This window comes from Colwellia sp. BRX10-4 (assembly GCF_014077465.1).
Lineage (GTDB): Bacteria > Pseudomonadota > Gammaproteobacteria > Enterobacterales > Alteromonadaceae > Colwellia_A.
In genome coordinates this window covers 138,880-155,338 of record NZ_JACGVZ010000007.1, presented here as the reverse complement: position 1 = coordinate 155,338, position 16,459 = coordinate 138,880, and the positions used below count along the sequence as shown (strand labels likewise).

Annotated in this window: 15 protein-coding genes; all 15 read right to left on the bottom strand. The window is 37.4% G+C overall.

Annotated elements, in window-relative coordinates:
* Window positions 1–125: 125 nt before the first annotated feature.
* On the bottom strand, window positions 126–1,169 hold the full coding sequence (locus H4J67_RS08340) for a rod shape-determining protein (RefSeq protein WP_070375565.1): 1,044 nt from the start codon (window positions 1,167–1,169) through the stop codon (window positions 126–128).
* 234 nt (window positions 1,170–1,403) lie between these two features.
* Window positions 1,404–5,666, bottom strand: coding sequence for a LamG domain-containing protein (locus H4J67_RS08335; RefSeq protein ID WP_182203451.1), 4,263 nt, complete (start codon window positions 5,664–5,666; stop codon window positions 1,404–1,406).
* 203 nt (window positions 5,667–5,869) lie between these two features.
* Entirely contained in the window at window positions 5,870–5,971 is a 102-nt protein-coding gene (locus H4J67_RS21210; protein WP_182203449.1) for a PEP-CTERM sorting domain-containing protein, read from the bottom strand.
* Window positions 5,972–6,461: 490 nt separating this feature from the next.
* Complete coding sequence (locus tag H4J67_RS08325) at window positions 6,462–6,974, bottom strand: hypothetical protein (RefSeq protein WP_182175461.1); 513 nt, start codon at window positions 6,972–6,974, stop codon at window positions 6,462–6,464.
* Window positions 6,964–7,764 (bottom strand): PilW family protein, encoded by an 801-nt coding sequence (locus H4J67_RS08320; protein WP_182175459.1) that lies wholly within the window; start codon window positions 7,762–7,764, stop codon window positions 6,964–6,966. The genes H4J67_RS08325 and H4J67_RS08320 overlap by 11 nt, the downstream gene beginning before the upstream one ends.
* A complete protein-coding gene (locus H4J67_RS08315) occupies window positions 7,764–8,327 on the bottom strand; it encodes a prepilin-type N-terminal cleavage/methylation domain-containing protein (RefSeq protein ID WP_310650659.1) in 564 nt (187 codons plus the stop codon). The genes H4J67_RS08320 and H4J67_RS08315 overlap by 1 nt, the downstream gene beginning before the upstream one ends.
* A complete protein-coding gene (locus tag H4J67_RS08310) occupies window positions 8,317–8,808 on the bottom strand; it encodes a type II secretion system protein (protein ID WP_182175455.1) in 492 nt (163 codons plus the stop codon). Before H4J67_RS08310 ends, H4J67_RS08315 begins: the two co-directional genes overlap by 11 nt.
* Window positions 8,809–9,044: 236 nt before the next feature.
* A complete protein-coding gene (locus H4J67_RS21030; protein ID WP_182175454.1) occupies window positions 9,045–9,356 on the bottom strand; it encodes a prepilin-type N-terminal cleavage/methylation domain-containing protein in 312 nt (103 codons plus the stop codon).
* Between the two features lie 83 nt (window positions 9,357–9,439).
* A complete protein-coding gene (locus H4J67_RS21025; protein ID WP_182203448.1) occupies window positions 9,440–9,937 on the bottom strand; it encodes a prepilin-type N-terminal cleavage/methylation domain-containing protein in 498 nt (165 codons plus the stop codon).
* 59 nt (window positions 9,938–9,996) lie between these two features.
* Entirely contained in the window at window positions 9,997–10,596 is a 600-nt protein-coding gene (locus H4J67_RS08295; protein WP_310650658.1) for a prepilin-type N-terminal cleavage/methylation domain-containing protein, read from the bottom strand.
* A gap of 150 nt (window positions 10,597–10,746) precedes the next feature.
* A complete protein-coding gene (locus H4J67_RS08290; protein ID WP_182175450.1) occupies window positions 10,747–11,280 on the bottom strand; it encodes a hypothetical protein in 534 nt (177 codons plus the stop codon).
* Between the two features lie 139 nt (window positions 11,281–11,419).
* A complete protein-coding gene (locus H4J67_RS08285; protein ID WP_182175448.1) occupies window positions 11,420–12,655 on the bottom strand; it encodes a type II secretion system F family protein in 1,236 nt (411 codons plus the stop codon).
* Between the two features lie 14 nt (window positions 12,656–12,669).
* Entirely contained in the window at window positions 12,670–14,385 is a 1,716-nt protein-coding gene (locus H4J67_RS08280) for a GspE/PulE family protein (protein ID WP_182203446.1), read from the bottom strand.
* Window positions 14,386–14,387: 2 nt separating this feature from the next.
* A complete protein-coding gene (locus H4J67_RS08275; RefSeq protein WP_182203444.1) occupies window positions 14,388–15,542 on the bottom strand; it encodes a lipopolysaccharide assembly protein LapB in 1,155 nt (384 codons plus the stop codon).
* Window positions 15,539–16,447 carry an ExeA family protein gene (locus H4J67_RS08270; RefSeq protein ID WP_182175442.1) on the bottom strand — a complete coding sequence of 303 codons (909 nt, stop codon included), beginning with the start codon at window positions 16,445–16,447 and terminating at the stop codon, window positions 15,539–15,541. Before H4J67_RS08270 ends, H4J67_RS08275 begins: the two co-directional genes overlap by 4 nt.
* Window positions 16,448–16,459 lie beyond the last annotated feature (12 nt).

Here is a 16,459-nt window from a genome sequence, read left to right as displayed (position 1 = left end):
TTTATTTAGGGAATGGTCATCGTTAAGCTACATAGGTAAATTTAAGTAATAGATACAAGATGAGATTAATCAATAAGTACTTCTAATAGCTAAATTTACCCTACAACGACAGACGGAAGTGTTACTTACTCATAAGAGAATAAATCGCCACCGTGCATATCAATCATCTCAAGCGCTTTACCACCACCAAGAGCCACACACGTAAGTGGATCATCAGCAACGACAACAGGAATGCCCGTTTCTTCCATTAATAAACGATCCAAGTCACGTAATAATGCACCACCACCTGTAAGTACCATACCACGCTCTGAAATGTCAGAAGCTAGTTCTGGTGGCGCTTGCTCTAAAGCAACCATAATAGCACTAACAATACCGGTTAGTGGTTCTTGTAGTGCTTCTAATATTTCATTGCTGTTCAACGTAAAACTGCGAGGAACACCTTCTGCTAAATTACGGCCACGTACTTCAATTTCTAGTACTTCTTCACCTGGATAGGCTGAACCAATTTCATGTTTAATACGCTCAGCAGTTGCTTCGCCGATCAAACTACCAAAGTTACGGCGTACATAATTAATAATAGCATCATCAAATTTATCACCACCGATACGTACAGAAGAAGAATAGACTACACCGTTCAATGAAATAATACCAACCTCGGTGGTACCACCACCAATATCGACGACCATTGAACCTGTTGCTTCTGAAACAGGCATACCTGCTCCGATAGCAGCAGCCATTGGCTCGTCAATAAGATAAACCTCACGAGCACCCGCACCAAGTGCTGATTCACGTATCGCACGACGTTCTACTTGAGTTGAGCCACAAGGAACACAAACGAGCACACGAGGGCTTGGACGCAAGAAATTATTACTATGAACTTGCTTAATAAAGTATTGCAGCATTTTCTCAGTAACAAAAAAGTTAGCGATAACACCATCTTTCATTGGGCGAATAGCTTCAATATTACCTGGCGTTCTGCCTAGCATTTGTTTTGCAGCAGAACCTACTGCGGCAACACTTTTTGAACCACCAGAGCGGTCTTGGCGAATAGCAACTACCGAAGGCTCATTCAAAACGATGCCTTGGTCTTTTACATAAATAAGAGTGTTCGCCGTTCCTAAATCTATTGATAAATCATTAGAAAACATGCCGCGTAATTTTTTAAACATAAGATCAAAATATCCTAAAATGTTATGAAGGAGAATAATCCCCTTTTGCTCTCAACAAAACCTTGAATTAATCAAATAGCATTTAGTTAAGTGTATTAAAAATATATTGGCTAATCATACCTGAGTGTTTCAATATTGTGTTATTTGAATCATCAAAAATATCAAAAATAATAACTTTTTTATCAATTTTTTACTGTGCAGGTCATAATCAAGTGAATTGTTAGGTAAAAATCACTAATTACCAATTTCTCGCCATGAAATAATTCGGTCATTACCCCGATACACACCGAATGTGGCTGTTGCATTTGCATTTTCATCATGCAAATTACTCACGTTACCTGACCAGTTATATTTCAACCATGTTGGAGTAGTGTACTTAATATCAATAGCCCCTTGTTTATCACCGCTAAGCAGGTAAATATTTTGAAATTGACCGCCAGTAAAACTGCCCACATTGCCACTAATTAAAAGATCACTAATGATTATGTCATTTGTGGGGTTAGTAAAAGACCAATGAGAACCAACATTTGTGATTACTGAAGAATCATCATCCGAATTACGTTGAAAATTACCAGAGGTATTAAGAAATTCAACTTCAAAAGACTGAATTAATGCTGATGTTTCAGGGCCAAAACTGTTTGCGAGTACTAAGCGGCCAAAACGCTGAAAGCCTCCTGTTGGTTGTATAATTAACGGAAGAGTTGTATTAACATTTATACCCACACTATCAGAATCAATAATGCTATTAATGAGTATATCGTAGCTCACCGTAAACTCAGATACTTCTGAATTACTATCTTTAGTATAGGTAAATGTATCCGAAGGAGAGAAGCTATAATGCATTACGCCATTTGACAATTTGATCAAATCACCCGTTGATGTTGTAGCTTCTACAACCATTTTAGTCGCATTATCAATACCATTAACTACAGTATCTGCTAATGGGAATGTTCTGGTAATATTAGCCGCTATTAATTTTTGAAATGATGTTTCCGTATAATTTTGTGTTTTAACCCCTGAAGCATTTTGTGCTGTAATGGTTAATAAAGGAACATTAAAATAACCAAATGGCTGACCAATATACGTAAAATCTGTAGCGCCAGCGTTTTCAAATGAGTTGTCAGTAACAGTTACATCAAAGTAACTTGGGTAAAAACGACCAACATCAAGAAAGCTCAAAGCATTTATGGTACTTCCCAGATAATTATTATCTTTTATATTAACACTGATGATACCAACTTCATCGTAACTGGCGAGGAACTCTTTCTCTGTAGTATTTATGGTTTGCCAGTTTTCATCCGTTGAATTTGAAGCATTGATTACAGTTACATCATTAGTTAAATCAACACCAACAGTTAAATCACCCAAAACAGAAGTGCCTGATGAAGGTAAAATGTGCCTAACATCTAAGGCTACGGCGCTCGATGATTGAGGTATGTAGTTAGGTGTTTCGGTGTTGTCACTGCATTGCCCACTATAATTAAATTTAAAACCTTCTGCTGCAACCTGTTTTGGATTACCGTCAGGCGTCACATTATTTAAAAGTACGTCATCTAATTTATACGCCGTTAAAACAATTTTTGATGGAATGAAATCTTTACTAATAGTAGCACTAGACACTCCCGATGAAACCTTCTCACTGAGCGTAAATGTCAAGGTGCCAGCATCAGCGTACTCGACAGGTAGCGTCGCTTCACCCGCTGCATCAAAGATAATACTGCGTGTTTGACTCTGTCCTGATGTAGCCATGTTGGCATTGCTAATTAAGGGTAGTTTTGTTCCAAAAGTGGGATTTGAATAACTAAAACTAACATCTAAATCTTGGCTACCAGTAAAAGCAGGTGCACAGCTAACGCCTGAATCACTTAACTTAACCGCTTTAATTTCAAAATTAACACTCTCACAAGACGAAACATCAGATCCTGAGTTCACATCGAGTAAAAAACCTGCATTAGCAAAGCTTATGCCACAACTTGTATTACTACCATTATTGCAGGTATAAGTCTGATCTGAACTTAGCGTAATGGTTTCTTCAACTAAGTGATTAAAGCTAGTGCTTGTTTCACCTATAACAGTAACAGTTTGCTTTAGCTCGCCACCAGCAAATATTTGCACCTCGGTTGGCGTATCAATTGTTGCAGTACAAGCTTCATCGGCACATGCTTTTAGGGTCAATGGCTCCACTAAACAGGTTAAACCTTGAGCATCATGATTTATTTCGAAATGATGAATGGTGTCACAGGGGGGAGTGTCAGCATAAATAGCATTGACTTGAATTTGCGTAAGAACATGACTAAATAAGTGTATTTCATCTATTGAACCATCTGCTGAGCCGCCAAGCTCGGACTCAGTTGTGCTGTTATTATCACCAAAGTACAATGTATCTAGGTTTACATTTAACCCTTGTGTTAGTGTGTTTTCCATATAAAGAGGGGCAGTATTACTTACCCCATTAACATAAATCTTAATATCATCACTCTTTGCATTCCAAGTAACCACAATATGTACCCAAGTATTGGCAGCAATTGAAGATTGATCTGTGTATCGTCCTGTCCTATTTCCATTAGGCTCTGAAGCTTCAAACGCTAAGTAACCTCCAGGCCAAATATACATCGAAAACTGCGCATTAGAGCTGGTTGATGCGTCAAATAATACTTTTGCAGAAGAAGGTCCATCCCATTCGTCATTACTTCGATACCAAAAAGCTATACTACCTTGATCACCTAATGTATTGACATCAACACCCGTATCTATAGCATCACGTGTAGCCAGATTATTATTATCTGGTATATCAACGGCTTGACATGAAATAGGATTAAGGAGCGTTGATGATATATTCCCTAAAGGGCTCGCATGAAAATTACTCCCAGAGCTATCTAATATTGAATTGCTACCGCTCCAAGTACTTTCTTCTAAATTATATTTTGCGATGGGCTCAACATTACAACTTACCGCATCACGGCTTGTACCATCATAATTATTGTTAGCCAATTCATTGGTATATAAACTCGTTATTTCAGTGGATGAAAGTACTTGGTCATAAATCTTAAATTCATCCATTAGACCTTCAAAGCTTTGTGCTGGATTAAATGAACCTCCAAAACTATCTTGCTCCTGTCCTATAACTATCGCATTTGACGAGGGTACCGATAATTGCCCGCTGCCAACCCCAGTATCACAATTTTGAAATTGATTATCTACGTACAAACAGACTTGGTCACTGGTACGTGTTACCAAAATATGGTGCCACATACTGTCAGTGATGGTTATGTTGCCTTCTAATATTGTACTTACATCCTGCACCTTTACATATACATCACTTTCTTTACTTAGGTATACCTCGAACTCATCATCATCTGTACTACTTCCTAATGCATGAAATATTGCTTGTTGGCTATAGCCATTAGCAACATTGACCCACACAGATAACGTTAAATCATTAAGGCCGTCAATAACACCGCTAGGTAATGTTAACCAATCCTCATAGCTTGGCGCTGAAAGATCAAGCGAATAATTTATTTGTGCTTCAACTGCTGATTCATATATGCCATTGATACCCGCATTATAGTTTCCGGTTTGATCTATAACTTCAGATCCTGAACCCGTATATGTACATTCATCAAAACGATAATCAACAATGGGTTGAGCTGCCTCAACTTCACAAATATCACCAAAATCAGCGTTAAAAACGTTACCGTCATAAGTTAATGTCGAGTTGCTACCAAGGTTGACTTTTTCCCCTGATGCAACACCGAACAAATAACTTGCAGAAATAAAGGTTATATTTTTAGCGTAAAGAGCACCCGAGAATGTAGAACTACTGCCAAAGGTTACATTACCATCCACATACATAACCAATTTACTCGTATCACCTGTTTGATTGACAGCATTAGAATTAATAATAACAGGTGACGTAAAGTTGATATTTGAATCTATAATTACTTTAGCTGTGCCTGCACCTACCACATTTATTTGAGCCTGAGAACCAACCGAAAAGCTTCTAATATAATAGGTTTTCCCAGCAGATAAGTTTAGAGTATTATTATAGCCAACAGCGAGTTGTTCAAAAAAATATACGTCATGATTATCACTAAAATTTAACGTTGCATCACTAGAGGAAGATACTTGATTATAGTTGTTAACACTTGTTGTTCCAAAAGTCGTTATTTGGGAACCAGGAGGATTGTAATTAACAGAACCACCACCAGACAAAAAGTTAATACTGACTGTTTCTGCTGAAATATTTGACGCTGTACAATCGGCACTAGTACAGCTGTTAATATTTGCTCCCAAATTGTGACTTACTTGTCGAGTAGCTAATTCAGTGTCTGGATTGTTAATAAGTCTGGCATTGTAGCCAAAGTTTATCTGACTATTACCACTGCCATTGCCATGAGTAGCAATGACATCAGGAAATACCACCTGGCATTGTGCTGCAATTGCCGAGTGTTGAACGAAAACACATAAAAAAATAACAGAGATACTACGAAACAGCATTGTAAATTCCCTAACGAGAACAAGAAGTATAATCAATATACTAAAGTTACCTTTAAGTATTACTGATAACAAGTAGTGGCTAGCGTTTATTATAGTATCGAGTAGCTAAAAACAATTATTTAAGGGTCTATAATTGTTTTGAGGGCAATAAAAAGCCCCGCAATGGCGAGTCTGTTTCAAATTTTATTTACTTAACATCAGCGTTATTCAATAGCGCGCTTTCTCATCGATAAAGCAATCAGTGTGATAACAAAAATCATAAGGGTAGATGGTTCTGGTTCTAGTTCTAGAGGGGAGCATTTCATACGTAAAATGGTTCGTAATTCCAATAAATATTAGGTGTTATTGTCCAATTACTATTCACCCAGTCATTATTAAAATCTACGGTATTAAAGCGAATGTAATGTGTATTCCAATATTAGATGGCTTGAATAGTAAATTCGTTACCACTTCCATTAATACCCGTGAAACCTTGAAGAGTTAATTCTGTTTTCAAAATATTTAATTCATCTTCAGAAGCAAATATCTACCCTTTATGCAGTATTGGTTAGGTTAATTTAGCCTATTCGTGTACCTCTATGTTTACTGGAGAAGCCCAAGCCCAATAAAAACCTTTAAAATTAATGAAGAGTTGCAGTAAAACTTTCACTGTACAAACACTAATCAATTTATAAGCCAAAACCCAACGCATTGTTTTAACGTACATTATAAAAATAATTAACTATAAGTATTATGTTTTGTAAAGAATATTGACACATTATACAATACAGCATGAGTAATAATAGTATTTAAAGCTTATAAACTACGGGCTTCTATTACAATCGTTCGTGAAGTAACTATCCCACCAACATTACATTGCCCTGTGCTGGTAATCGTAAAATATACTACGCCATCATATTTTAAATCTTTACAGATTAAAGAGCTTATTTGACAATTAGCTAAGCCGTCATTATTACTTATACCACTAGGGGGATTTAACGTTTGCGGAGACACAAAACTGTTATTGTTTTCTGAAACCGTACTGCCATCACAATGGCGAGATGCACCGGTACCTAGAGGAAAAATTTCTCGCCCCCCCCACTGAACCCCGATTTGTGCTGTCGCGTAAGCGCGAGTACCCATCACTTCATAGGCAACAGATTCTGCACTAGTGTTTAACATACGAACAAGTGCCAAACCTAAGACTGTTATCACGATAATAATAAATACTGCAATAACTAAAGCACTACCTTGTTGATTTTTTCTAACTTTACAATGAGTTATAGTTTTTGTTAGCAATAGTTGCTGACCAACATGATTAAGGAACATTAGGCACCTGTACTTCATTATTAAAATGAATCGTTTCATTGTTACGAGAAAATTCGAAACCTAACTCAATAGTACCATTTCGTTGACGTGAACCTGTCCCAGCTTTAAAAGTAGCAGTAATTAAATCTTCAGCCATTAACACACCCGTACTTTGACCACTAATACTACCATCAGAATTATGACCATCTATATCGTAACGTACTAATTCATTGTTATTCTCATGGCAGTACATCACCGCTTTTTTGCTAATAAAAAGTCGTTGAGTAGTAGAGTCTTCAGTAAAGCTAATATCATTAAAAAACGTTAATGTATGAGGAGAACCGCTGCCATTGAAATTCCCTGACTTTAATGGAAACACTTTACTATTAATCGTTTGATAAACATCATCACTATTTAATGGATAAACCACCACAGAATAATTATCATCCTCTTCAGCGGTGAATGAAGTATCAGTAGGTACTAGTGTAACAACATTAGCATCCGGCTCAGGTGTAACCGGTATATCAATATAGACAAAGCTTTGTGCTATAGGGGTAAACTCTAAACAACCATTAAATAAAATTCTTGCGCTGTTGGGTACAGCGCCTCTTAACTCTCGATTTATACGCTCGATTGCAAATCGCGCTGACGACAATATTTGATTTCGGTCTGTCGCTTCAATAAAAATCTGTGCCCCAAACTTTAAAAAGCTACTTAACCCTATTGATAAAACACCTAAAATAACAATGACAGTTACCAATTCTATTAGCGTAAAACCAGCTTGCTTTTTCTGCATAGAAATATTGGCCATTAGAAGTTCACTTTATAAACAGAGAATACAAAATCAAAATTTTGTGGAGTACGTACAGTGACAGTAATTAATTTAGCGGTTGAATTATCTCCTGTGCCATTGCCGTCGTAATTGGCATCATTAATCACCTTAACGTCCATTGAAAAACCAACATATAGAGTAGAAATATCTTCACCTAACGAGTTCTCTAAAGTATCACCAAAATTAATAGCATCATAATCGTCAACATCGTCATAACCAGCTCTGGTTTCGCCGCTATCAGCGCCAATGGCAGAACAACTAATCCCAGACTCACCACAACGGATAAAACCTCCTGACATATCAGAATTTTCGTCAAAAGCTCGACCAATGATTTCATTAATCATCGATTGACCTAATTCAGCTGCTCTGATTTGGTGAACTTGCTCGGCACTTTGATTTGCTAGCGGATAAAGTAATGTGGTTAATATAGAAAAAGAAATAGATAACACAACGATACCAACAATGAGCTCAACCAAAGTGAAGCCTGCATGTTTTGTAATAACACTATTTTGCTTAGTTGGCTTCCTTATATTAATTCGCACTGATATAGCCCTCTGCATTAATAGTAATAATTAAAGTCTGCTCGCCACCTTCTATACTTATGGTCCTGGCTTGATCTGGCCGTCCCATTTGATCAAAAGAAAAACTATAACCACCATTTTGATCATCAAAGCTTAACGACTGTTCACTAATTTTTACTATAGTACTACTTGGCTCTGTATTCGATAAGAAACTTGGCGGACTGCAATTGCTATCTGGGATGCCTAGTTTTTTTTCGGTCACATAAACTAATAAACATTGGATAGCTGAAGTATCTTGCATGGCCCTTAATTGAATCGCACGCAATTTAGCTACAGTTTCAGCTTGGTAGCCAATTTCTTCGTAACCACCCGAAGTAAATATTTTAGGAATAACGGTTACGGAGAGGATGCCTATTATCATGATCACAATAACCAACTCAATTAAAGTAAAACCTGAATACTGAGAAAACTTCCCATTTTTTAACAAAAAATCACTCTTCATAAATCAAACCCTACTTTATAAGCCTAATGTGTAATAAGTTAAATGCACTCATTTATTTTAATGCCAGGAATACTAAATTTTGCTGAGACTTCATTATGTACAACAACACACGCACTATTAGGATCGGGAGCACTATCAAGATAACCATCAATTAGATATATAATTAAGCCCCTCTACCTGGATGCCAAAAATAAGATTAAAGCTTTCATCAACATCAATTAACGCGTTCCAATAAACTAGGGTATTGGGTGAGTAAAGTTGCCTGGTACAGTAAGGTATCTGTAGCTAAGTGCTGTTGAGGACCCTGATGATAACGTGATAGATGGTATTGGTGTATCTGTTTTTGTATTACTTTGATTGACTGCAATTAAAGTAATACTATGAACTAAATAAGAAGTACCTTGAACAGAAATTTTTACACCTTCTAGGCTTACGGTTCGAGCCCCCACACTTAAATCAATAAACTTTGGTGCAACCGTAGCAGCAAGAATACCTAAAATCACGATAACAACAACTAATTCAATGAGGGTGAAACCTTTGGTTCTCATTACTCTTTACCAGATTTTAAATATAAAATAAAAAAGGAGAGCCAAGCTCCCCTTTAAAAAATTAAAATCTAATCAAGAACACCCTAACAATCAGTTACATCAATTTCTGCACTCGCAGGGGTGACAATAACCGGACTGCCTGAACCAGAGGCGTCTGCATAAGTTACTTTACATTTTGTTGGATCGGCCGCATCATCATGACTATATACACCCGCAGCGTAAACGATATCAGAGCCGTTACTTAACTCAACTAATCTATCAATGCCCCAGCCGTTATTTACTGTACCAGCAGGTGTTCCTGCTCCTGCTACAGTAGGGTAGCCATAAATTAGAGCATAATACTGACCATTAATAACAACTTGTCCTGTAGCCCCAGTTTGACTTGAAACAATAGCTTTAGCATGAGCCAGATTCATCGCTGAATTAATGGTACCTTGCACCCCTTGAATTACTGATTTTTTGGCATCACCAGTCAGATCAATAAACTTAGGTGCTGCTGTTGCTGCTAAAATACCTAAAATAACAATAACGATAACTAATTCAATTAACGTAAAACCGGCTTGCTTTTGTAATTTTTTCATAATTTACCTTTTAATTTAATTTAATTTAGTTTGATTTTAAATATTTATTTATCTAACAATTAGTTTATTACTGCAATATTAATCTCTACACGACTAGTCGCAGGATAATAGGTAAAATTGTTGCCTATATTTGCCACACCTGGGTCAACAAACCCACCCGTTGTTGCATCTTTATTCAATGTTTCTTTTAAATAATAAATACAATGTGAGTCAGCGACATCACCTGTTTCAGCAACAATATAATTTGTAGTACTGTCTAATTCAGCAAATATTTTTAGTTTTGGAGGTTGTTGAAAAATATTATCCCAAATTTCTTTACAGTTAGCTGCGTCGAAGTCACCACCTAATGTTGCCCCATCGGTTAAACCCGTTACATAACCGGGACGCACACCTGCTGCTTCAGTGGTTAATATTAGACTTACACCATCATAAACTGTGGTGTTATTTGTGCCTGTAGTCGAACGTCCTTCAGCTTCCCACTGAGCTCTAGCTAGAGAAATACCCGTTGCAAAACCACCTGCCATACCTTCGATATTGGCTTGTTTAGCTTGATCAGTTAAATCAAGAAATTTAGGAATGGCCGTTACCGCTAAGAAGCCTAAAATAACTACAACAATGACTAATTCAATGAGTGTAAAACCTGCTTGTTTCTTCATCATAACCTCTTTTATCGTTTTGCTAACGCTTTAACTAGTGTTCCAAATTGATTCTAACAACGATTTACTAATAAAGTCACTTACTTAGTGTACATTTACAGCATTATTAGCCTATATAGAAAAAATTCAATACTTTTTATTAATATATCTTTATTAATGTATCTTTATTTCAGTGACCTTACCGTTACTTGGATGATATTCAAAATACTCACCCGAAGGTAAGCTATATTGGCAAAGATATTTTTGTTGCTGCCCCACTTGATTAGTTTTTATATTAACTATTACTGCAGAAATAGGCTGCTTTATATAAATCATAGGTGTTGCTAACACTTGTTGCCATATTTCCTGACACTCGTTTTCATGACTTAGGTTATTTACAGTTGATATGTCAACCCAACCGAATTCGTTTACTGCAATACGATTATTTTCGCGATCGCCATTGACTGCTGTTGCTTCTTTGATCTGGACCCAGCGGGGCTTATTATCCATAAACCATTGCGCATGAATGCCTATAACTCGTGCGGAAAACGTATTGGCAACAGAGTCAAAACCTACACGGAATAAATACTGCTCTTGTTTAAAAAAATAATAGAGGAATGTCGCCATAAGTAAACTAATCATAGCAAGTATGATCAGATTTTCAGCTAACGACTTACCTTTTTTAGCGCTTACTTGTTGTAATGTCATATTATAACTAATTTAGTCCATAAATATTATTATGCTATAGATACCTCAACAATTAAATCAACAAACTAAATTGATCTACGTTTCAAGTTATGGGCTCGTTACATGGAGAATAATCAAACGTAACGATTAAAGACAAACACTATGTACCTTTAAGGGCCGACATCATGTCCCACATTGGAGTAAATATACCCAATGCAAGCACCAATACCATCGCAGCAACAATAGCAATCATTATCGGCTCAATACGGGCCGTTAACGTACTCAGCTCGTAATCAACCTCGCGTTCATAATAATCACCAACTTCTTCTAGAAGCTCGTCTACTCGACCGGTTTCTTCACCAACAGCCACCATTTGCAAAACGAGAGGAGTAAATAACTTACTGACACTGGCTGAACGCAATAAACTGTCTCCACTTTCAATGCCACCGCGCATAGCTAAAATTTTATCTCGCATATAAGTGTTATCTACGGCGTCTGCAACTAAGGTTAATCCTGTTGTTAAAGGAACACCTGCTTTAAGTACAATTGCAAATGTGTGGGAAAATCGTGACAGAATCGACCGTTCAATCACCCCTCCAACAACTGGTATTTTTGTTTTTAATCGGTCCCATAAATACATACCACGCTCAGTTTTTAAATAATGTTGAAGGCCAAAGAAGCCAAATACACTTCCGACAAGTAAATGAGGCCAATAGTTTAAAAAGAAATTCGAACTGGCAATTAGCATTTTTGTTGTCACGGGTAAGTCAGCGCCTAATTTTGCAAACATATTTGCAAATGTAGGAACAACAAAAATATTCAAAATAACCATGGCAATCACAATCGCGCCAAGAACAAAGCTTGGATAGCGTAAGGCGGTTTTTATTCGCTTACGGGTATCTTGCTCTCGTTCAAGATAATTTGCCAGCTTTAAGAACGAACCGTCTAGCTGTCCGGTATTCTCGCCAACATGGACCAACGAAACAAACAGAGGTGAGAAAAGCTTTGGGAATTGACTTAAAGCGGTTGAAAGGGTGTAACCTCCTTCTAATTGACTACCAATATCAGTTAAAGCAACTTTTAGCTTATCAGAGGTACTTGATTCTGCCATACCGTTGATCGCGCGTAATATTGGAACGCCCGAACGAACAAGTGCATACATTTGTCGACAAAAAACAATGAGTTCATCCAATGATATAACAGAAAAGCCAAGTAAATCACCAATATCTATATTTGCTATATCCGTTGAACCGCTATCTTTTGACTTATTAATAGCAACGGGAATAATACCTTGACGTGACAATTGCTCTGCAACTGTATTAGCGTTTTTTGCCTCTATTTTCCCTTTAACTTGTGAGCCGCTAGCATTTCTACCTACGTAACTAAATATAGCCATAATTAAGTCTACTCTTAACCCTGAACGTCAATACTATCAACTAAACGAAGTACTTCTTCTACGCTAATAATACCCTGTTTTGCATAATTAAATGCCGCTTGTGCTAGTGGTGTGAAAGTAGGATTAGCTTTTGCTAATTCAGTGAATGCTTCAGCATCATCACGTTTTAAAGCTGCCATCATCGCATCATTCATTTCCAATAATTCAAAAACGCCAATACGTCCTCGATAACCAGTGTATTGACATGACTGACAGCCGCGACCTTTTTTGTAACTGGCTGTTGTGGCTTGGTCACCAGCAAGGTGAGTAAGCCACATCATTTCTTGACTGTCTGGCGAATAGTCTTCAAGACAGTATTCACAGATCTTGCGTACTAAACGTTGTGCAATTACCGCACGTAATGAACTACCAACAAGGAAACCCGCCGCGCCCATATCAATCAATCGTAAGGCACTGGTAATGGCATCATTAGTGTGCAGGGTTGATAACACTAAGTGACCGGTTAAAGCGCCACGCAAACCAATTTCGACCGTTTCTTGATCACGCATTTCGCCAACCATAATAATATCTGGATCTTGGCGAAGCGCAGTACGTAGCACTGTTGAAAAATTTAAATTAATTTTTGGTGCTACTTGTACCTGATTTATCCGAGGTAAACGATATTCTACGGGGTCTTCCACGGTAATAATTTTTTTACTTGCTTGGTTAAGTTCGGTTAACACACCATACAAAGTTGTTGTTTTACCGCTCCCTGTTGGCCCTGTAACTAGCACCATACCATGTGGCCGAGTAATTTGATGACGAACACGGGCAACTAAGTTGGCAGGCATTCCAATTTTATCGAGCGACAATAAACCTGCAGACTGATCAAGTAATCGCATAACGACCGATTCACCATACTGTACTGGCATAGTAGACATACGAACATCGATATTATGGCCTTTAATTTGGAGATTAAAACGGCCATCTTGTGGTAAGCGTTTTTCTGAAATATCTAAGCCAGCCATTAGCTTCAATCGTAAAACCATGGCTGAGGCAATTTTATTTTCTTTTAAAATATTTTCTTGTAATACACCGTCTATTCGTTGGCGAATGCGCAATAGATTTTCATCTGGCTCAATATGGATATCAGAGGCACGCATCTGCAACGCATCTTCAAAGACCGATTGTAATAATTTACCAACAGTTGCATCACCACTATCATCTGAAAATGTTGATGATAAATCGAAATCAGTAGATTGTTCATACTCTTCTTCTAACTGACTGGCGAATGATTCAATATCTGCTGTGCGTCGATACAAGCCATCAAATGCTTGATAAAGCTGTGATTCCATGACCACTGCAAGTTTTATTTTTTTCGGTTCAAGCATTCTTTCAAGCTGGTCTAGACCACTTAAATCAGCAGGGTCGCTCATCCCTAGCAAAACACTTTCTCCTTGGTCTTCAATGATTAACGCGCGTAAACGACGTGCATGAACCTCTGGTAATAATGAGGCAACTTCATTGGGAATACGACGATGGCTAATATCTAAGAAAGGCACATTAAGCTGTTGCGCTAAGAATTCTTGTAATTGGCGCTCACCGATATGGCCAAGTTCAATTAAGGTGTCACCTAGTTTTCGTCCAGTCGCTTTTTGACTATTCAGTGCCTGCATTAATTGTTCATTAGTAATGATATGCTCATGTACTAACAAATCACCTAGGCGCATTTTTAATTTAGGTGCTGCCATAATTATTCTCCCAATTCTATAATACGCTGACGGGCAAAATTCTCAGCACTTCCAGATAACCCTGTTTTAGTTAAGGCGTTTTGATACGCGGTAATTGCTTGCTTAAATTCACTGTTACTGTCCAAAGCGACACCTAAGCCCAACCACCAACGCCCTGAAGAAGGTTCAATATTAACTAAAATTTGGTAAGCTTGTGCAGAGAATGTAAATTCCTTAAGTTGCTGCGCTGTTGTTGCGCGTAAACTCTGATATTCAACGTTAATAACATCATTGACATTTGGCATATTATTTAAAGTGGCGAATGCTTGTTGTACTCTGTTTTGTTGTAAATAAATTCGAGCTTGCATCACACGAAATTCGCTATCATCAGGGGATAAGTTAATACCTTGAGAAAGTAAGTTTAACGCCGCAGCATAAGATTGACGCCCAAACCATAAAGCCGCTAAATGTTTTCTTGCTGTTTTATGTGTTGGCAGAACTAATAATACATCTTCGAACATAGTCTCTGCTTTAGAAATATCATTGTTGGCAAGCGCTTGCTCAGCACGTTTTAATTTTTGCTCTGCAAGTTGATAAGGCGTTAGTGCTTTTCGAGATATTGTTAATGTCGATTTTTTCGCTACTGGCGCTAAAGAGTCAATTAACGCTTGTTGAATATTTGAGTCATTCACTAAGCCACTATTTTTTGTCTCTGGTGCATCAATCTTACTGGGCGCTTCTTCGGTTGTCATGTTCTGAGACAGAGTTTCAGCTAAATTAGCTTGGTTTAAATAAACTTGAATTAGCTGTTCTCCTTTCAAATCATTATTCAAACTAGCCTGTTTAGATGCTACAACACTATTTTTGGTCATGTTTACTGGTTCAGTGCTGTTCGGTGGTTGTGCTAAATGTTCACTTATTACGACCTGATTTTGCTTGGCTTTTTTTCCAACTCGATTAATTTCTGAAGAATTAGACATTTTTAATGTTTGGTTTTCAACATACATTTGCCAAACAAAAATACCACAAATATTTAATAAAATAATGATCAGTAAACAGATAAAAACAGTTTTTTTATTTAAGGACGCTGAAGAAACAGGTACGGTAAAATCACTCGAACCTTGTTGTTCAGCTTTACGCTGATCTAAATCTTTTAACATCTGGTTAATTACGCTCAAGCGATCACTCCATAATTTTTTAAAACATAGACCATTAAGATGGCTGAAATGATCAGACCCGTAATACTTAAATAGCCTTTAACATTGCTCGCTTGAGTTGTTGCTTCGGTATCTTCTATCGCCACAGATAAATGCTTGTTCGTTATCTGATATTGACCTTGGCCATAACTTAACATCAACATTTTATGACATAGCACATTAACTAAACGTGGGATCCCTAAACTAACTTTCGCCACCTTCTTCGATATGGCGGCACTAAATAAAGAAGCACCTTTATAGCCAGCAACTTGCATACGATGTTGAATATAACGTTGAACTTCTGGCGCTGTCATCGCACGTAATTTATAAGAAAAAGTGATACGTTGCTTTAACTGCCTAAATCTTTTCGTCGATAAGCGCTCATCTAATTCTGGCTGTGCGAACAGCACAACTTGCAAAAGTTTACGTGTTTCAGTTTCCAAATTAGTAAATAAGCGTAAAGCCTCTAGGCTTTCTTCTGGTAAAGCTTGTGCTTCATCAAGTATAAGCACTACCGAATGACCGGCTAAATGAAGTTCTAATAATCGCTGTTGAATACGTTGAGTAAGCAATTGCACTGACATTCGCTGTGCTTGTTTGATACCTAATTCAACCGCCACCGCTCGTCGTAATTCATCAGGTTTTAAATAAGGGTTAGGAATATAAGCGGTTACAAAATGTTCGGGTATTTCGTTAAGCAGTTTACGGCAAAGTAGGGTTTTACCCGTACCAACTTCACCGATAACTTTTATAAAGCCTTCACCTGTTTTCAGTGCGGTTAGTAATACAGCTAACGCTTCGTTATGCGGCTCTAACCCTACATAAAATGCAGTATTTGGTGTTAATGTAAACGGAAGTTCCGTTAAACCAAAGTGGTAAAGGTACATAAATTTTAGCTA